Origin of the sequence: Klebsiella sp. I138 (genome assembly GCF_051131765.1) — a bacterium.
Classification (GTDB): domain Bacteria; phylum Pseudomonadota; class Gammaproteobacteria; order Enterobacterales; family Enterobacteriaceae; genus Klebsiella.
In genome coordinates this window covers 569,224-588,440 of sequence record NZ_CP180447.1, presented here as the reverse complement: position 1 = coordinate 588,440, position 19,217 = coordinate 569,224, and the positions used below count along the sequence as shown (strand labels likewise).

Below are 19,217 nucleotides of genomic sequence, written 5' to 3'. Positions count from 1 at the left end.
GTGTGATTTCACCTAGCATAAAACTGGAACACAAAACCACTTTTAAAGTTATTGAATTATCATAATTTTGTTATTGAAATTTTGCGCGACAATATGATTCCTGTATTCGTAAATATGGGTATTAAAGGAGCGTTTAGTTTGAAGGTATGAGTCATCAAAAGCTAAAGTGGTTCTTGGTTTACTGAGAATATCTCCGCATGCTGTAGCAAACCACCTGAGATACGTACGCAACCGTATGGAAGAGACTACCACTACTCAGGCTATCCTGGTCGCCCTTATAAGCGGCGAAATCAGGCCCGAGAAAGAGAGTTAACACCAATCAACGAGGAATACGTAATGACAAATGATAAAAGTAAACACCCGAAAGTGGATCATGCCGAAGAAAACGCATTTTTCCCCTCTGACTATTCCCTTAGTGAGTTTACCAGCCCCGTATCTGACCTTAGTGACTACGACCATCCTAAACAGTGCATGGGAGGGAAGAAGGTGCTGGTCATCGCTGCGGATGAGCGTTACCTGATGACTGATAGCGGGGCCCTGTTCTCAACGGGAAACCATCCTGTTGAAACGCTTATTCCAATGTATCACCTGCATGCTGCTGGTTTTGATTTTGACATTGCGACAATCTCAGGTTACATGACCAAGTTCGAATACTGGGCCATGCCGCATAAGGATGAGAAAGTTATGCCATTTTTCAGCCGGTATAGAGACAAGTTCCAAAATCCTGAAAAATTGTCTGATATATTGAATAGCCTGAACAAGCAAAGTGAATATGCTGCCGTGTTTATTCCTGGTGGCCACGGCGCACTGATTGGGCTGCCAGAAAGCAGCGCAGTAGCCGATACTCTTCGCTGGTTCATGAACAATGACCGCTTCGTCATATCCATTTGCCATGGCCCTGCAGCATTCCTTTCGCTGCGCAATGGTGAAAACCCTCTAAAAGGGTATTCTATTTGTGCTTTCCCTGATTCAGCTGATAAGCAGACGCCCGATATAGGTTATATGCCAGGCCATCTCACATGGTATTTTGGGGAGGCGCTTAAGCAAATGGGGATAAATATTGTTAATGATGATATTAAAGGAAGCGTGTACAAGGATCGTAAGGTACTGACAGGTGACAGTCCTTTTGCGGCCAATGCGCTTGGTCAACTGGCAGCTAAAGAGCTCCTTTCAGTTTATGCCTCCTGATTATTGTTAATTCGAATGTACAATGCAGAAAATGGCATAATTTTCAGATAGTAAGGCGTAATCGATCTGGCAGCGACAGTTTCATTGATACATGTAACTGTCAGATCATATTTAGGTTTTTTGGCTCGTGGCGGATTTGGTGGTTCTGCTTTCTGTCTGCTCCGTGCAGAAGCGGACCTATCGTGGTTTTAACCCCCCCCTGATAAAGTGGTTAACTTTATCGACCACTTCATATAGATATACCTCTGAAGAATCACATCAGACGAGGGATTCAGTACTAATCTTAACCCACGGCCTGATCGAGCGCCTCGATTGCACCTATCATGGCTTCTATAGTGCCCTGTCAAATTCTGCCCTGTCGTTTTCATCATGCGTACCTTTATTGAGGTATCGCCATTCACGTGATGTGAATCGCCACGATTTCTATAGTCATGTCAACGTCCCCCTTGTTTAAGGCTAGCGTTGCATCGACCCGTTGAACTCACAGCTCAAAGTGAACATGTGGTCGGGCGGAGGGACAGCTGCGTGCAGATCGTGAGCACGAAAATCCATAACCAGATCTTCAGAAGCTGTCAGCAGGCGGTTATCTGGGCATTGAAATCGATGATGCGTTAGAGATCTCTGAGTCGATTGAAGTCTAAGGTTGTCAGGGCTGCAACAGCAGCTATGTGCCAGGAAGGGACGTAAGACCACCTATCTTTTTGAAGGATAAACGTGACCGGAATAGATGGGCTTTGTAAGATATTTCCGTAAACTTAAAGGAGCTGGAGTCCTGATCCAGTGTGAGCAAGTAATTTTTATGATCCTGGAGAGGTTATTATGTCCATCATGGACGCGCTTCTGGCGTTTAGTTTTGCAGCTGTTCTGTTGACCTTAACGCCAGGCCTGGACACAGCGCTGATATTAAGAACTGCCACAGTAGAAGGTAGAAAACAGGCAATTCGTGCTGCACTAGGCATTAGTGTCGGTTGTTTAGTATGGGGTGTGGCGGTGGCCTTCGGGCTGGGTGCGCTTGTGGCAGTTTCACAACTGGCTTATGACATTCTTAAGTACTGTGGTGCCGCTTATTTAAGCTGGCTTGGTATAAATATGCTGCTTCGCCCAAGAAAACAGCTTGCAGAAAGCCATTCTTGTGAAAAATCCGCTTCAAACTGGTTTTTGAAAGGCATTCTTGGTAATGCCCTAAATCCTAAAGTAGGTATCTTTTATGTGTCCTTTTTACCCCAGTTTATTCCACAGGGGCACTCACCGGTTATCTGGACATTTATGCTGGTAAGTATCCATATGGCGATTGGTATGACGTGGTCGATGGTGCTTATCGGCGCGACACGTCCGCTGGCTTCCTTACTCAGAAAAGAGAAAGTAATACGTTGGCTGGACCGCGCTACTGGAATGATTTTTTTGCTTTTCGCAGCGAAGCTAGCTTTCAGCAGGCGATGAAAGATTCCGTCGCACTCTCTTGCTTGGCGTCTGACTATCCGGCTAGACAATATGTCTGCCCGGATAACGGCCAATGATAAGAAAAGAATAAAGTAAAATCGCTCAGAACCTTCGCTGTTAAATTTTATGAGATTTTTGCCAGAAGAACGCCTTTCCAAAATCTATGTAATGCATTTAGAGGGAGTTTTATGTATTTATCAAAACTCGGAATCCGCAACTTTAGAAATTTTGAGGCAGCTGATATTCCCCTGGCAGGTAATGTTGTGTTATTGGGGGAAAATCGTGTCGGTAAAAGTAATCTGCTTTTCGCAATTCGACTGGTTATTGATCCCACTCTGCCTGATTCAGCTAGGCAGCTTAAGCTGTCAGATTTCTGGGATGGTTGCGACCTTGAATCAAACCCTCAAATTGAGGTGCACCTTGAATTCGCCGATTTCGACAGTGCCCCCTCCCTCTCAGCTCTGTTGACCGATTTTCGCATTGCAGAGGATCCTACCGTAGCAAGGTTGAGCTACATTTTTCGTAAAAAGGAAGAAGTCGATGGGGCTCCACGTTCGGGTGAGGATTGTGAGTTTATTGTTTTTGGCGGAGGTCAGGAATCGCGAGCCATTCCTGGACGCGTCAGGCGGCGGATCTCCATTGATATGCTGGACGCGTTACGCGATGCAGAAGCACAGCTTGCTTCCTGGCGAAGCTCCCCGCTACGTCCCTTGTTGGAAGATGCATTCTCTTCACTGAGCCGAGCCGATTTGGATCGCGTAGCAACTGAACTTCAGGCTGCAACGGAAACCATGGAAAAGTTCCCATCAATTAAGGATCTCGAAAATTCTCTGCGTGGTGGCATTCTTGACCTGGCTGGAACTGCTCATGATTTAGATGCCCGCCTCCGTTTTGCACCTGCTGACCCGCTCAGATTGATGCGTTCTATCTCTATGTTCATTGATGATGGAAAGAGAGGCATCATTGAAGCGAGCCTAGGTTCTGCAAACGTGGCTCTGATATCACTTAAGCTAGCAGAGTTTGCATGGCGACGTGAAAAGAATGAACGTAATTTCTCCCTGCTTTGTATTGAAGAACCCGAAGCACACCTTCATCCACAGCTTCAGCGCGCTGTTTTTGACAAACTCTTCAATAATGCCGACAAAGATCAGTCATTGATTGTCACGAGCCATTCTCCGACGCTGGCAACCATTGCTCCTCTTCGTTCTGTCGTTCGCATTTGCAGGGATCCGCAAGGGCGATCGCGAGCTTTTTCCCTAGCTGAACTGCCAGTAACCAGTGAAGAACTCGACGACATTGAACGGTATCTTACAGCAACCAGATCGGAGCTGCTTTTTGCTAACGGTGTAATATTTGTTGAAGGCGATGCTGAGGAGGTTTTACTTCCAGGTTTCGCACAGGCCATGGGGATCAATCTCGACCAGCTTGGGATTACGGTATGTAACGTAGCGGGAGTTAATTTTGAACCATACGTGAAGCTGGCAGCCAGCCTCGGACTACCCTTTTCCGTCGTAACCGACTGGGACCCACTGGATGGTACGAAACAACCGATGGGTAAAACACGTTCAATTGGTATCTGGCAGGCATTTAGCGATGTATCGGGAAAACTAAAAAAACTAACTCCTGGGAATATTAATTGGCTCAATAATCGTTCTTATGAAGAGTGTAAGCCTGCATTTGAAAAGATTGGTATTTTTTTAAACGATCAGACGTTTGAAGTCGCCGTGGCCAATACGACTGGCCTCAAAGAAGCGCTGCTGGATATCCTCGATGAACAGGGATTTGGTATGTTACGTTCATCAAGGATAGCTTCATGGCGTGCCGGTATGGTTCCAGACCCGACGCAACTTCTCGCGATGATATCTGACATAGGTAAAGGACGGTTGGCTGCCAAGCTGAAGCAAAAAGCACCTGGGCTTGCGCCGCCGGAGTATATTGCTTCAGCTATTCAATATGTGGTGTCGAATGTCTGACCGGCGCGCACTTTCAGAGGCTCTGAATGAGCTATTGCCGAACAGAGAGCAGTACGCTGCGGCCACATATCCTGGCCACTGCGTAGTTATTGCTGGGCCAGGCAGCGGGAAAACCAAAACACTTACGACCGCCATGGCACGTACCCTGATTGAAGAGATCGCTGACCCCCGAGGCGTGGCCTGCATTACTTACAACAATGAATGTGCTTCTGAACTTGAAGGACGTCTGGCCTGCTTTGACGTCACTGGCGGTGATCGGAACTTTATTGGTACCGTGCATAGCTTTGCACTAAATCAGGTTTTAATCCCCTACTCACGATGTATACCGGGTTTGCTGCCGGATGATTTTCGTGTGGCGACCAGAGACGAGAGTCGCGCGGCTGTTGAAGTGGCTTACCGGGCTAGATTCGGAGCTGTCGGAGATCCTCATGCACGGTGGAAATTTGCAGAAGAGAAACGACGTCGGGATGTGAACCGACGCCTACCAGCTTGGCGAGATAACAATCCAGAGCTGGCAGATTTTATTGAAGGTTATGAGGCAGAACTTCGGCGCTTAGGACTGATTGACTTTGATGATATGCCACTCATCGCTTTTCGTATTATTAGCGAGCATGAATGGATACGTAATGCTATCCGGTCGCGCTATCCTGTTCTGTTTGTAGATGAATATCAGGATCTAGGGCACGCTCTTCATGAGTTGGTTCTGCTGCTGTGCTTTAACGGTGGAATACGATTGTTTGCGGTCGGTGATGCAGATCAGTCCATTTACGGATTTAATGGTGCAAATCCAAGGCTACTGGATAGTCTTGTTTCACGGGCAGATGTAAGACCGTTCCGTCTTCGCTTCAACTATCGATCTGGCGCGAAAATTATCAGGGCATCACTAGGGGCGCTGGGAGAAGACCGCGATTATGTTGGCCCCGATGGTAATCCAGAGGGAGAGTTAGGATTCCATGGGATTAATGGCGATTATGACGCACAGGCGCATTTTATCGCTCATGATCTAATTTCGTCGTTGTTTGAAAGAGGGTTTCAGCCTGAACGCATCGGGGTTCTTTACCGGGCAGCCTGGCTTGGCGATAAAGTTGCGGATGAGTTCAAGGCCAGAAATATTGCCATAATACGTGCTGACAGTAATGCTCTCATTAAGCGCAATTCTCTTCTTGCCCGTTTCATCGAAGCCTGCAGTCAGTGGGTAACAGGGGGATGGAAAGAAGCCTCTCCACCATTTAACCTCTTACTGGGTCAGGCGCTCTTTCTTGTTTATGGCCGCCGCGCAAGCCGTGCTGAAGAACAATTACTGACCGTACAGCTCATCACCTTTTTACGAACCGGAATTGATAAAGCTGAAAGTGCTCACGAGTGGCTGAGACGTTTAAATGATGAGTTCATCACTGGATGGATGGGTATCTCACAGAACACTCAGCAGGAGTGGGATGTCATCGCTGAATTATTGAAACGAACCGACCCCGTCAGAGGACTGGATGTGGCTCTGGATGTATTCGCTGGGAAAGTAGAAGGAACTGGGCACATCACCCTTAGCACTCTTCATAGTGCAAAAGGCCGAGAATTTGATGTAGCCATAATGTTTGGGGTAAATAAATATGACTTCCCGAGTAAGCGAGATCTAGCTTCAGATAATGCCCTTCGCGAGGCCCGTCGCCTCTTTTATGTAGGCGTCACCCGTCCCCGAAAAGAGCTGCACATGGTTTATGAAAAGGGTAAACATTCACCTTGGATTGCCGAACTGTATCATCGCAGCCAGCAGATATAGAATCTTGTAGAAAACAAAGAGAGGCGGTTTACCAGTCTGCAGGAGAACCACGCAGTGGATTGATAAGCCCCTTCTTGGTCAGCACACGAAACCGCTACATCCTATCATGCACATTAAACTTCAGGGCAACCGAAGGGTTAAATGAGGCCAGCACCATGGTGACATTATTGTTCCGGGGAGGCATAGGACGTCAATTGCGCTTCTTTTCGCGTAGATATATAGCGACTCCTGTCAGGCATACTTCTTCTACACATCGGCTATCTAAACACGCCTTACTCAAAATCAGCTTTTCGCTCACTGCGGACCTTCAAAGCCGTTAGTTTGGCCGCTTAGTGCCAAAGGCGGACGGACATAGTGACAACCGGGAAGTCCTTATCTGACGAAAAGAATTAATGTCGTTGGAATGGTTTACATTACAATGCCAGTTTTAAACAGCCTAAAAAACAGGTGATCACGTGCATATCAACATGATTGAATACCTTAATATTTTTATACAGGTTGTTGAGCAGGGTAGCTTCACAAAAGCCGCTGATGTACTTCAGATCCATCGCCCCACCGTGAGCAAAGCAATACAGCAGATAGAACATGATCTGGGTGTAAAACTCATTCATCGCACAACCCGAAAGCTGAGCGTTACTGCTGAAGGGGATGAGTTCTATCATCATGCCAGGCATGTTCTGGCTGAAGTTAATGACATGATGGCCAGTTTTTCACCGACTCTTCCACCGCGAGGACGCCTGCGACTTGATGTACCCCTGGCGCTGGCACATGCCATCTTGATCCCTAATCTCAGGCATTTTCAGGCACTGTACCCTGGTATTGACGTTGTGCTGGTTTCATCGGATAAAAAAACTGATTTGATTACGGAAGGCGTAGATTGCCTTGTCCGCCTGGGCGCGCTTCAGGATTCAAGTTTTATATCCAGACGTCTTGGTGACATCCGGATGGTTACCTGTGCAGCCCCGTCTTACCTGCAGCAGCATGAGCGGCCAGAAACACTTGCGGATCTGGATAAACATCGGGCAATTAACTTTTTTAGCGACCACAGTCGTGACGTCATGGAATGGAAGTTTATCGAAGACGGTAGCATTGTTTCGCTACGTCCTGCGGGCAGCCTGTTGGTTGATAATTCCGATATTCTGCTTTCCTGTGCTCTGGCTGGTCTGGGCATTATCCAGGCAACCTATGATGCCGTTGCTCCCCATATTGCTTCCGGCGCTCTTGAAGAGATTCTGCCGCAATACCCATCGGTGTCAAAGCCCGTGTCAGTGATGTATCCGGACAGGCGCTATCTGTCTCCAAAAGTACGGGTTTTTATCGACTGGTTCAGTGACATTATGGCCACACAGATGCGCTGAAGCAGGCTGATTGTTAATGGATAATTAATACTGAAGTTCCCTGTAGGCTATTACTGGTGCGTTTATAACACTGTAGATTGTTCACAAATGATTCGGGCACTTCTTCGGCATTACTCTGAAGATGTGCCGTTAACTGACGAGAGCTGAATATGTCTAAAGTTGTTACCTTTAACCGCACCGGTGGTCCGGAAGTGCTGGAAGTTGTTGATATAGAAGTGCCCGCGCCGGCCGCAGGTGAAGTGCAGATTCGCGTACATGCTATTGGTCTCAACCGTGCAGAAATCATGTACCGCAACGGCCAGTATGTTATTGAGCCGGAATTTCCGGCACGTCTTGGTTATGAAGCGGCAGGCGTTGTTCAAGCCGTAGGTGAGAATGTTGAAGAGTTTGCCAGTGGAGAGCTGGTAAGTGTGATCCCTTCATTTATGTTTAATGAATACGGCATGTACGGCGAACTGGTCAACGCGCCGGTTCACGCTGTCGTGAAGCATCCGGAAAACCTTTCCTTCGAGGAAGCCGCCGCAAGCTGGATGATGTATGTCACTGCTTATGGTGCGCTGGTTGAATATGGCAACCTTCAGGCTGGTCAGAATGTCGTGATCCGCGCAGCATCAAGCAGCGTGGGTCTGGCTGCCATACAGATAGCTAACATGCTGGGTGCAAAACCCATCGCGCTGACGCGCACCACTGAAAAAAGCGAAATGCTCCTGAAAGCCGGTGCAGCCGCCGTCATTGCTACAGCGGAGCAGGATATGGTTACTGAAATCAATCATGCAACAGATGGTGCGGGAGCCCATATTATTTTTGATCCCGTCGGCGGTCCGGACGTGGCAAAACTGACTCAGGTGATGGCACCGCAGGGCATGTTCTTTCAGTATGGCGCGCTCGATAGCCGTGACATGCTTGTACCTGTATTTGATATTCTCGGTAAGCACCTCACTCTGCGTGGATATGAGCTGTTTGAAATCACGATGGACTCTGAAAAAATGGCGCGCGCAAAATCCTTCGTAACAAAAGGTTTACGAGTCGGCAAACTGAAGCCTGTCATCGATAAAACGTTCCCGCTCGACAAGATTGCAGACGCCCAGCGATATATGGAGGCCAATGGCCAGGTTGGCAAAATAGTTGTGGTCGTAGAGTAATTCTTACCGCAGTATTTTATTAATGATTTTGCTATAGCCTGGATAATATCCGGGCTTTTTTTATCATTCTTAGCTTTTAACCGATAACTCTGGTACTGACTGACATCCAACGTATTGACTTCGATATTCTCCTCTTCAAATGAATGTCCGTTTCTCGCTCAGAGCGGACTTGGTGTCCCTTCTTTCTGGCTGCTACGTGCCAAAAGCGGACATCGCAAAGTTGCTTCGCGAATATGGCAAATTCTTCTGGATCAGATGCGCCAGCCCTACGGATTGACATTTGTCATTATTCTCCGAAGGAATTCACTTACCTTCGGTTTTACGATAAATGTCTGGTCGATTGATCTGCCAGACAAAGTCTGGCCTGTTCAACGGGTTATACCCCAGTTTTTGGTATAGCCAGGGCGCGCTGTCGGTGACCAGCATTATTCGTCGCAGGCGTGACATCAAGGGATGAGCGTGACAGCATTCAATCAGCCAACGGCCAAGACCACTTTTCTGAAACTCATCCAGCACATAGACGTCGCACAGATAACCAAAAGTGGCATAGTCAGTGACCAGACGGGCGAAGCCGATTTGCCTTGTTCCATCCAGAAGCGCAAAACAAAGGCTGTGCTGGACTGAAATCCTGACCGTTTCAGCATCAATACCAGGAGCCCAGGAAGATTGCGAGAGGTAATCGTGAATGGCTTCCAGTTGAAAAGAAGCAGGGTCGGTTGTGACAGTAAACTGGTCTTTGGTAAAACTCAGATGCTGATTACTCACTGAACGTCTCCTTCTGCATTTACTTGTGAACAGACAAACCTTGCTGGCGAGGGCTGGTTTCTATATTGGGCCATGCTCAGGATGCTTTTTCATGTACTGTCATGATGAATACCAATGGGCACTCCCCCTGATTCTCATAAAAATGAGGAACGTCCGTTCTGGCGGTGGCCGAACATCCGGTTTTCACCAGATACAGATGCTCCTGTACTCCCAGTGTCAGCGTGCCCGTCTGAACATAAAACAGTTCAAGCGTCCCTTCCGTGTGACCGGGTGAAGCAAATTTTTCCCCCGGCTGCATTTCCCACATCCAGAGCTCTGTCATATCGGGGCCACCGGATCCTGCGAGTAGCCTTGCTCTCCCGCCTTTTTCTCCCTCCCACAACTGAGGGATCTCATCTTCAGCAATGAGATGCACGGTCGGTTTGGCGCTGACATCCACAAAATCAGCCACCGAAACACCCATCGCAGCAGCGAGGCGGCATAGCAGGGCAATGCTGGGATTCGCCCGGCACCCTTCAATCTCAACCAGCGCGCCCTTGCTGACGCCCGCCCGACGGGACAGTTCATCAAGTGATATTTTCTTTTGCCTGCGATACAGCTTAATCCGCTGGGATACGGCTTCATTCACGGTGCTGGCGATCGCATTAGCTTCGGTCATTAAATTGACTTTTTTAGTCATTGGTCATTATCATGGTTAAAATTAGTCATTACAGGATTATCACGTGTTAACAGTCTCTCCGTCAATTGCACCTGAAATTTATCGTATTGCCCCCGGCTTTCGGGCACTCAGTATCTGCGTAAAAGCCGCGCCGGTGCTGAACCCCGATATTGGAGAAATGGCGCTTAAGGAAGCCTGTGAAGCGGTTCTGGCAGGTGAGCCTGAATGGGCGGAATCTCATCTGGCCGCTTGGGCTGAGGTTTTTCAGACGTTTGGTGCTAAACCGAAACGTACGCCATGTTCAGCGGATGCGCTACGTAAGCGCGTATCACGTGACGGTACGATGCCCGCGCTCGATCCCATTGTTAATCTTTATAACGCCGTTAGCCTCCGCTACGCCGTTCCGGTGGGTGGAGAGAATATCGCTGCCTATCAGGGTTCACCGCGTCTGATTGTGGCAAAAGGAACAGAGCCTTTTGATACCGTCAAAGACGGTGAGAGTGCCATTGAATATCCCTCGCAAGGTGAGGTTGTCTGGTGCGATGATGCTGGCGTGACCTGCCGTCGCTGGAACTGGCGGCAGGGGATCAGAACCCGCTTGGACGTGGAAGCTCAGCAAATGTGGTTCATTCTGGAGAGTCTCCCACAGATGCCGCTCGAGATGCTTCACGAAGCCGGGAAGGTGCTGACCGACGGCCTTGAAAGAATGATGCCCGGTCTGTGGTTTGAAGTGGCTCTCATCGAAGAGCAATGCCAGTAATATCATTCAGGAGAAACACGATGTTCACCGGCTTGTCCGCTTTTCCGTTAACCCCGATCACCGCCAGCGGCGTCGACGAACAGGGGTTTATTAAAATTCTGGCCCGCCTCACGACGGCACGTGTTGATTCTTTGGGCATTCTGGGTTCAACCGGAAGCTATGCTTATCTGACCCGGGAGCAGCGCAAACGCATTGCGACTCTGGCTAAACAGCTTGCCGAAGATATCCCGGTGATGGTGTGTGTGGGGGCAGTCAGCACTGATGCCATCCTGCATCTGGCCGATGATGCGCAGGCCGCAGGCGCGGATGCCCTGTTGCTTCCGGCGGTCAGCTACCAGTCACTCCGAGATGAAGAGGTCTTCGCGCTTTTTGAGACGGTGACCCGGCACGTGTCTGTTCCGGTCTGTGTCTATGATAATCCGGGTACCACCCATTTTACTTTTACTGATGAACTGCACGGTCGCCTGTCATCGCTGGCGGGGGTTCGTTCGGTTAAGATCCCGGGTGTTCCTGACAGCCCGGCAGCGGCCGCTGAGCGGGTGAATGCGCTACGCCAACATCTTCGCTCGGGAGTGACAATCGGTATCAGTGGCGATGTGTATGCCGGGCTGGGATTAAATGCCGGCTGTGAAGTCTGGTACTCCGTGTGCGGTGGTCTGTTCCCGCAAACCGCAAAACAGATCACTGAGGCAGCAGCAGCAGGGGATCATGCCCGCGTCACGGCACTAACAACCCGAATGGAACCACTGTGGGCGCTGTTCCGTAAACATGGCGGGAGTATTCGTGTGATCGCCGCTGCTGCTGGCGTGCTTGGACTGACCGATACGGATTGCCTACCTCGTCCACTGCAGCCGCTGTCAGCAGGCGGTATCGCAGAAATTGCCCGCGTGATAAGCGTGTTGGGACTGAAATAATCTCCTCACAGGACCAGCTGTCTGCCGGTCCTTACGAAACCTGCAGGTGATCATTTTTTATCGCATGTTGAAGCAACATCTTTAGGTCGGCTCCTCGCTCATAGCTGCATCCAGCCGCTGTGTACCCTTAGCAGCAAACATCAGTGCTCTGAGGAGGGAAGTGCTGTAGAGCTCATTGTTGAGACAGCTCCCTCACTTCTGTTTTCCTTACGCTATGATAAATCATTACATTTTGATTAAGGACCATACATGCACATCACCATCTGCAGACCAGACGAATATGATGATTTGGCTGATATTTTTATCGAAATGGAAACCTACTATAACCAGACGCTTTGCCTGTCCAGGAGTGACATGTCCACGTATCTGAGGGATAAGATGTTTGCAGCCGACTCCGGAACCGAAGTTCATAAAGTGGTTTGTGATGGAGTTATCGCTGCGTTCTCATGTGTGTCAGTAATGTACCCCTCACCGCGTTTCAGTGGGCAAATGTTTATCAAAGAGCTTTTTGTTTCTGCACCTTTCAGAAGGGCTGGAATTGGAAGAGGGCTGATGGGTTTTATAGCCAGCCGGGCTAAAGAACGGGGGTGCTTTCAGCTCGACTGGTTATCTGTGGCAGCAGACCAACAGGCGCAGAAGTTTTATGAGTCTCTCGGTGCTCAGATTATCAGGAGTGTTAACTATCATCGGGTTTCTGGCCCATCGATAGATAAGCTTGCCCGTAGTGCCAACTGAAGCATTCAGGCAAAGATACTCCCCGTTGAAACCATATCATTATGGTAGGTCCGCTCCTCGCTCTTCGCAGCCTGTCATATTTGGTTGTGTCCTGCACGAGAAAGCCGTCAGGCGATATGGGCTATACCGGTTTAGAGTAGCTTTACATCAGTCCCTCCTTAGGGTTGTCTTAGTTCCACTAAAAGAACATGACTGTTCGGTGCTAGCCCTGGCTGCGCTCCGCTTCACCAATATTACTACTATAACTATACCTTTACTGGTTTAGCACCCTAGCCCACAAAGCCGCATTCCTTTGCGGCCTTTTGCTATTCAGATTTTATCCATCAAATAGCGATGTGCTGTAGATGCCGCGCTGGCGGCCTTGAAAATATAGCGTTTGTCGTTCCTCAGTGCTTCAAGCCAGGAAGCGATATAACTTTCATGCTGAACTTCTCCAACTATCCCCAGATCCGCCATCAGGAATGCGCTCCCCAGCTCCGCGACCAACTCTTCAAACGCATACCCCTCGCTGCCAAATTTCCCTTTCATTTCACGGTTCAGCCGACTTTTTGCCCCACTCCAGTGAACGAGCTCATGCAGGCCGGTTGCGTAGAAATTAGCAGCATCAATAAAAAGATACCGTTCAGGTAAGCGAATTTCGTCGGTTGATGGTGTAAAAAAAGCATTCTGTCCTTTTTCAATAATGGTTGCACCGCTACTATGAAGAAGTGCTTCTGCACGTGGTAATGGCTCAAAGGTCTCTGCCGGAAAAACGGCGTCATCACTCAGGGGCAAACCGTCAATTTGTTCAACATTAAATACAGTGAATGTTTTCAGCATCGGAATATAGTCAGTTTCTCCGTTATCATTTTCCTTTTCCAGCGTAGTATAGAAAATGGCGGTAGTGCCGTGTTCTCCCTTGCGCACCTGCCCACCCACCGCTTTTGCCTGTTTGTAGGTCATCCAGCGTGAATCACAGAATCCCTGTTTTGACGCGCTGCACCAAAGCAACATGATATTCATTCCGCTGTAAGCCGTACCGGTGGCGTAATTGGACGGTAAACCGGACATACCGGGAGTTTGATGCCAAGAACATACCCAAGGTTTAACCCCGGTTTCCAGCGCCGCAATTATGCTGTCGGTAACAGTCTGATAAATGTCGGTTCTGGTCGTTGAACATTTCGTTTTTGAGGAGCCTGACAGATCCAGCGAGGATACGCTGGTCACCACTGTCGCGTTAGGGGCACTTATCTGGGTATGCAGGGACATAGTCATGTTTTTTCTCCGTCAGTGGTGTGATTTTCGTCTTCGTATCGCCTGACGGTTCGCTTTCCCGGCATCGTTCCATCCTGCAAGGGCGCAGCATGCGTGCCATTTACCCTTGCGGGACGGGTTGTGCTGGGAAACGATTAACCGGAAGCAGATACATGAACGGAAATCACGCGGGAGAAAAAACTATCCCTGAATAGACAGATATAGAGCCCCTTACTCGCCAGCGGTGAGATGGGGTTTGGGGTTTGGGGTTTGGGGTTTGGGGTTTGGGGTTTGGGGTTTGGGGTTTGGGGTTTGGGGTTTGGGGTTTGGGGTTTGGGGTTTGGGGTTTGGGGTTTGGGGTTTGGGGTTTGGGGTTTGGGGTTTGGGGTTTGGGGTTTGGGGTTTGGGGTTTGGGGTTTGGGGTTTGGGGTTTGGGGTTTGGGGTTTGGGGTTTGGGGTTTGAATTTACAGGTATTAGTTTGGATCTGAGCTGCCGGTTAATTTGTATGATAAAAAACAAGACAATTATTCATTAACCTCAATTTGGGGTTAGAAACTCGATGTTAATTTATGTAATAACGTTTACGGAAGAACCACATAAAACCGGTAAATTTTAATTCAGGAAAACAAATAAAAAGAGTGACAAGCGTATTCTCTGGAGAGATGAACACCATCAGGAGATAAACAATGAATATCCAGAGTCCCCTTTTTGCCAGCATCATGCTCGTTCTGTCAGTGTTCTCTTCAGCACAGTCCATCCCTCTTGCCCGAGCATTTCATCCAGAGGGTTCCATTCACCACCCTGCCGTCGTCAACTGTTCCGATACCGCCGAATTACCCGATGAGAAAATCGTCTTACCGGCATCCCCTGCATCACGAATGCATTCCTGAAACACATCTTCCTGAAGATGGGATCTGGGGCACCTCTCCCCGGATTTGTCTTCTCAATTTTGATAGCTGGCTATGACTCAACTGCAGCTATTTAGATATGAGGCAGGGTATTTCTTAAGATTCAACCAAGCGTTAAAGAGCGGACAAACTCGATCAGTTCCCTGCTTTTCCTGAATTTCGGCCAGCAAAGCGTTAGGGTCGTTGTGGCCTCGGGACCGTGCAGCAGGCAATAGCAGACATTAGGCAACGTTACAGAACGCTGGGTTTCTGGCACCAGCGTAACTCCTATTCCCATCGACACCATGCCAATAGCCACCGCAACATCGCGAGTAAAATAGATTTTTGGCGGGACAAAACTGGCCATCTCACATGCATGTAATGCAGACCAGCCTAGCCCGACCCCAGGCGGATCTTTCTGGATCATAAATGTATCCCCAGACAACGTCTCCAGCTCTATTTTACCGGCACCTGCCTGCGGATGCGTGTGCGGTACTGCGGCGATGAGTGACCTGGTGGCGATATCCACGTAGTCCAGGTTGGCAAAATGCGGAACAGGCGATCGGAGCAGCCCCATATCCAGTTGATGGTCGAGCAGGAGGGTGAGCTGTTCGTCAACGTTGTGCTCCTCAATAACAATCTCAACATCCGGTTTAGTCTCGCGAAAACAGGTGATTAACCGTGTCAGGGCGGGATCAAGAATGGAAGATCCGACATAACCCAGTATGAGTTGTCCTTTATAGCCTTTTCGAAGGCTACTCGCACGGCTCAGCATTTTTTCGTAATGACTGACGGCGCTCCGCGCCTCCGCTGCAAGCTGAGTTCCTTCCACAGTCAGCGCCACATGACGACGATCACGCGTAAATAGCACCATGCCAAGCTGATCTTCCAGCACTCTAATCTGACGGCTTAAGGCTGGCTGCGTGATGTTGAGCCGCAGTGCGGCTTTTCCAAAATGCAGTTCTCTGGCAAGCACCACAAATGCATGCAAATACCGATAGTCCACACGTTCCTCCAATCACTATTTTTCGATAACAATCCCACATTAAAAACGTCGTTAATGTGATTAGACGGGGATTTATGTTGCCTCACATACTGTCAGTGATGTAACGGCTCGTCCTGTGATTGCCTGCAGGATGAAGATAAAAACACACCGGGCATGCTGTCTCCCGGGGACTTACTGAGGAAAACGTAATGTCTCAAACACAAAAAGTGACTGACCTGCGCAGTGCGCTGGCCGTACTGCGCAAGTTTGATGATGAGCTTATCGAAACCGATGAACCCGTTGATCCAAGTGCAGAACTGTCAGGGGTGTACCGATACATTGGGGCACACGGTACGGTTATGCGTCCGACCCGTATTGGTCCAGCCATGCTCTTTAACCGGATTAAAGGCTATACCGATATGCGAGTGCTGATAGGCCTTCTCGCCTCGCGAAAACGCGTGGCCCGGCTACTGGATACCACACCCGATAAGTTGGCCTTTTTACTGAAAGACGCGGTAAGTACCCCGATAAGGCCTGTCGTTATTTCGCAGGAAAATGCCGTCTGCCAGGAAGTAGTCCTTCTGGCATCCGATCCGGATTTCAGTATCCTCAACATCCTGCCCGCACCCACGAATACGCCGGAGGATGCCGGTCCTTACTTCACTCTCGGCATGTGCTACGCAGCCGATCCACATACCGGCGATCATGACATCACTATTCATCGCCTGTGCGTGCAAAACAGGGATGAAATATCCATGTACTTCGTTCCCGGCAGGCATCTGGATGTGTTCCGCCAGAAGGCCGAGGAAGATGGGGCTCCACTTCCTATCTCGATCAGCATTGGTGTCGACCCAGCCATTGAAATCGGTGCCTGCTTCGAACCCCCCACAACTCCACTTGGTTTTGACGAACTGTCAGTGGCAGGGAGCTTGCGCAAACAGCCTGTAGAGCTATGCCAGTGTCTGACCGTGAATGCCCGGGCCATTGCGAACGCCGAAGTCGTTATCGAGGGGGAACTCATTCCTAACTATCGGGTCAGGGAGGATCAAAATACCAACAGTGGTAAAGCCATGCCGGAATTTCCCGGCTATACCGGACAGTCACAGCAAATGGTGCCAGTGATTAAAGTGAAAGCCATCACCCATCGCCGTCACCCAATTCTGCAGACCTGCATTGGTCCAAGTGACGAGCATACCAATATGGCGGGGATCCCCACCGAGGCCAGTATTCTGCAACTGGTGGAGCGCGCCCTTCCCGGCTTTGTGCAAAATGTTCACTGCCCGTCACCCGGGACAGGAAAATATCTTGCCGTATTGCAGGTTAAAAAACGTCTGCCAAACGATGAAGGTCGTCAGCGTCAGGCGGCTCTTCTGGCCTTCTCCGCATTCTCGGAACTCAAGCATGTGATTCTGGTTGATGACGATGTGGATATTTTCGATCTCAATGACGTGATATGGGCAATGACGACACGCTATCAGGGCGATATCAGCACGGTGTTTATACCCGGCGTAAGGTGCCATCCCCTCGATCCGTCCTCTGACCCGGCTTTTAGCTACTCCGTCCGCGACCACGGGATCGCTTGTAAAACTATTTTCGACTGTACCGTTCCGTTCACGATGAAAGGCCAGTTTCGCCGCAGCGAATTCATGGAGGTCGAGATCAGTCGTTTCCTCCCCGATAACTTCAACTACTGAGGACGCCATAATGTCGACATCTGAATGTTCTCCTCGAAAGCGCGTCATCATTGGGATCAGTGGTGCATCCGGTTTTTTATATGGAGTGCAGGCCCTGCGTTATCTGCGACAACTTAGCGTGGAAAGTCACGTTGTGATTTCTCCTGCCGCTCATCTGACCCGCAGTCTGGAAACCACTCTGTCAGAAGACGACGTTCATAAGCTGGCTGATGTCATTTATCCCTTTGATGATATTGCCGCCGACATCGCCAGCGGTTCGTTCAGGGTATCCGGGATGTTGATTGCCCCCTGCTCGATGAACACCCTCGCCGCTGTTGCGGCGGGCTTTACCAACAGTTTGCTGGCGCGAGCAGCCGATGTGACCCTGAAAGAGCGCCGGAGGCTGGTTCTGATGGTCCGGGAAACGCCGCTGCATGCCGGGCACCTTCGTAACATGCTTCAGGTTACCGAAACCGGCGGCATCATTTTTCCACCCGTACCTGCCTGGTATGCACGCCCTGCAAGTACTGAGAACATCATCGCTCATAGTGTTGCGCGGGCGCTGAGTTTACTCGACCTTGATTGCGACACATTGCCGCGCTGGGGTGAAACTCCCAACCTGAATAACAGGAGTAAATCGCTATGATTACAGGCCCATGGTTCAACGGCTCTGCCGTCGTGATCGGCGGGATGGCAGGAGCCATCATTAGCTCACGTCTACCTGAAAGGTTACGTACCTCAATGCCGCTCATTTTTGGTGCGGCCTCCCTGTGTATGGGGATCGTCCTGGTGACAAGTGTCAGCCATATGCCCGTCATGGTTCTCTCGGTCCTTCTCGGCACACTGGTGGGCGAGCTCTGCTATCTGGAAAAAGGCATAAGCCACCTGGGCGGAAAAGCCCGTGGGTTGGTGGAGCTCGTCGTGAAAAGCGATCCCGGAGACAAAGACTCACAGGCGCGGTTTTTACAAAACTATGTGGCGATCATCGTCCTTTTTTGTGCCAGTGGCACCGGTATTTTTGGTGCGATGCACGAAGGCATGACCGGGGACTCGAGCATCCTTATCGCGAAAGCGTTCCTGGATTTGCTGACCGCCCTCATTTTTGCCACAACCCTGGGTTACGCCGTGGCATTAGTCGCTGTCCCCCAGCTTATCATTCAGTTAGCACTCGCCTACAGTGCGATATATATATTGCCTCTGACCACGCCTGCCATGCAGGCCGACTTTTCAGCAGTGGGTGGCGTTCTAATGGTAGCGACTGGCCTGCGTATTTCCGGTATCAAGGTCTTCCCGGTAGCCAGTATGCTTCCTGCATTGGTACTGGCGATGCCAGTTTCCTCTTTCTGGACAACCTACTTCTGAGATAGAAAAGTACTTCAGTAAAAGTGGTCAGCAAAGCGTACCCCGCATTGATTACGTATTTTCTTCATTCCTGAGGGGGTTTGCCATTCATTACGGGCATCTTCACGGGCTCTTTGCCGCCCGTCCCCGCAGCCTCCGGATGTTACGGGCATCCAATGTCCGAAACATCCGGAGGACAATTAAAACAAAAAACGGAGGTTTTATTATGAAAAAGACGATAAAAGTGTCGTGCCGAAATTTGTTATAAGGTTCAGAAGTCATTACTGCAGCGACCCTTGTGGCCTGACTATGAGCATTAACGAAAAGTCTGTCCACGATATTTCCCGGCGACTATCGGCATGTAGAGTTCTATACCTGGTCTTATATTTT

The 19,217-nt window shown here is 49.6% G+C and carries 16 protein-coding genes; 12 read left to right on the top strand and 4 right to left on the bottom strand.

Annotated elements, in window-relative coordinates:
- Positions 1-336 precede the first annotated feature (336 nt).
- From hchA to ACMYSK_RS02560, 6 genes are all read left to right on the top strand, one after another.
- On the top strand, positions 337-1,188 hold the full coding sequence (gene hchA, locus ACMYSK_RS02585) for a glyoxalase III HchA (protein ID WP_434640001.1): 852 nt from the start codon (positions 337-339) through the stop codon (positions 1,186-1,188).
- A gap of 819 nt (positions 1,189-2,007) precedes the next feature.
- Positions 2,008-2,628 carry a LysE family translocator gene (locus tag ACMYSK_RS02580; RefSeq protein ID WP_085453991.1) on the top strand — a complete coding sequence of 207 codons (621 nt, stop codon included), beginning with the start codon at positions 2,008-2,010 and terminating at the stop codon, positions 2,626-2,628.
- Positions 2,629-2,816: 188 nt separating this feature from the next.
- On the top strand, positions 2,817-4,601 hold the full coding sequence (locus ACMYSK_RS02575; protein ID WP_434639999.1) for an ATP-dependent nuclease: 1,785 nt from the start codon (positions 2,817-2,819) through the stop codon (positions 4,599-4,601).
- The gene (locus tag ACMYSK_RS02570; protein ID WP_434639998.1) at positions 4,594-6,375 is read left to right on the top strand and encodes an ATP-dependent helicase; all 1,782 of its coding nucleotides are present in this window, start codon (positions 4,594-4,596) and stop codon (positions 6,373-6,375) included. Before ACMYSK_RS02575 ends, ACMYSK_RS02570 begins: the two co-directional genes overlap by 8 nt.
- Positions 6,376-6,842: 467 nt before the next feature.
- Positions 6,843-7,733 carry a LysR substrate-binding domain-containing protein gene (locus ACMYSK_RS02565; RefSeq protein WP_434643786.1) on the top strand — a complete coding sequence of 297 codons (891 nt, stop codon included), beginning with the start codon at positions 6,843-6,845 and terminating at the stop codon, positions 7,731-7,733.
- A gap of 149 nt (positions 7,734-7,882) precedes the next feature.
- On the top strand, positions 7,883-8,875 hold the full coding sequence (locus ACMYSK_RS02560; protein ID WP_434639996.1) for a zinc-dependent alcohol dehydrogenase family protein: 993 nt from the start codon (positions 7,883-7,885) through the stop codon (positions 8,873-8,875).
- A 303-nt stretch (positions 8,876-9,178) separates the two neighbouring features.
- Here the strand turns inward: ACMYSK_RS02560 and ACMYSK_RS02555 are convergent, their stop codons facing one another.
- Together ACMYSK_RS02555 and ACMYSK_RS02550 are read right to left on the bottom strand one after the other, a co-directional pair.
- Positions 9,179-9,640 (bottom strand): GNAT family N-acetyltransferase, encoded by a 462-nt coding sequence (locus tag ACMYSK_RS02555; RefSeq protein WP_434639994.1) that lies wholly within the window; start codon positions 9,638-9,640, stop codon positions 9,179-9,181.
- 76 nt (positions 9,641-9,716) lie between these two features.
- The gene (locus tag ACMYSK_RS02550) at positions 9,717-10,319 is read right to left on the bottom strand and encodes a helix-turn-helix domain-containing protein (protein ID WP_434639992.1); all 603 of its coding nucleotides are present in this window, start codon (positions 10,317-10,319) and stop codon (positions 9,717-9,719) included.
- 43 nt (positions 10,320-10,362) lie between these two features.
- On the opposite strand from ACMYSK_RS02550, the gene ACMYSK_RS02545 reads away from it, so the two are divergent.
- The 3 genes from ACMYSK_RS02545 to ACMYSK_RS02535 all read left to right on the top strand — a co-directional run bounded on the left by ACMYSK_RS02545 (position 10,363) and on the right by ACMYSK_RS02535 (position 12,707).
- On the top strand, positions 10,363-11,058 hold the full coding sequence (locus ACMYSK_RS02545; RefSeq protein ID WP_434639990.1) for a B3/B4 domain-containing protein: 696 nt from the start codon (positions 10,363-10,365) through the stop codon (positions 11,056-11,058).
- Between the two features lie 20 nt (positions 11,059-11,078).
- Positions 11,079-11,972 (top strand): dihydrodipicolinate synthase family protein, encoded by an 894-nt coding sequence (locus tag ACMYSK_RS02540; RefSeq protein WP_434639988.1) that lies wholly within the window; start codon positions 11,079-11,081, stop codon positions 11,970-11,972.
- A 249-nt stretch (positions 11,973-12,221) separates the two neighbouring features.
- On the top strand, positions 12,222-12,707 hold the full coding sequence (locus ACMYSK_RS02535; RefSeq protein WP_434639986.1) for a GNAT family N-acetyltransferase: 486 nt from the start codon (positions 12,222-12,224) through the stop codon (positions 12,705-12,707).
- Between the two features lie 309 nt (positions 12,708-13,016).
- Here ACMYSK_RS02535 and ACMYSK_RS02530 read toward each other — a convergent pair whose 3' ends face one another.
- Both ACMYSK_RS02530 and ACMYSK_RS02525 read right to left on the bottom strand, forming a co-directional pair.
- Entirely contained in the window at positions 13,017-13,961 is a 945-nt protein-coding gene (locus tag ACMYSK_RS02530) for an ArdC family protein (RefSeq protein ID WP_434639984.1), read from the bottom strand.
- 991 nt (positions 13,962-14,952) lie between these two features.
- Positions 14,953-15,834, bottom strand: a complete 882-nt coding sequence (locus ACMYSK_RS02525) for a LysR substrate-binding domain-containing protein (protein WP_116943624.1) — start codon at positions 15,832-15,834, stop codon at positions 14,953-14,955.
- Between the two features lie 188 nt (positions 15,835-16,022).
- On the opposite strand from ACMYSK_RS02525, the gene ACMYSK_RS02520 reads away from it, so the two are divergent.
- From ACMYSK_RS02520 to ACMYSK_RS02510, 3 genes are read left to right on the top strand one after another with little or no spacing between them, the layout of a single operon-like run.
- Positions 16,023-17,507, top strand: coding sequence for a UbiD family decarboxylase (locus ACMYSK_RS02520; RefSeq protein WP_434639982.1), 1,485 nt, complete (start codon positions 16,023-16,025; stop codon positions 17,505-17,507).
- A gap of 10 nt (positions 17,508-17,517) precedes the next feature.
- Positions 17,518-18,132 carry a UbiX family flavin prenyltransferase gene (locus ACMYSK_RS02515; RefSeq protein WP_434639980.1) on the top strand — a complete coding sequence of 205 codons (615 nt, stop codon included), beginning with the start codon at positions 17,518-17,520 and terminating at the stop codon, positions 18,130-18,132.
- Entirely contained in the window at positions 18,129-18,848 is a 720-nt protein-coding gene (locus ACMYSK_RS02510) for a DUF554 domain-containing protein (RefSeq protein WP_434639978.1), read from the top strand. Before ACMYSK_RS02515 ends, ACMYSK_RS02510 begins: the two co-directional genes overlap by 4 nt.
- Positions 18,849-19,217 lie beyond the last annotated feature (369 nt).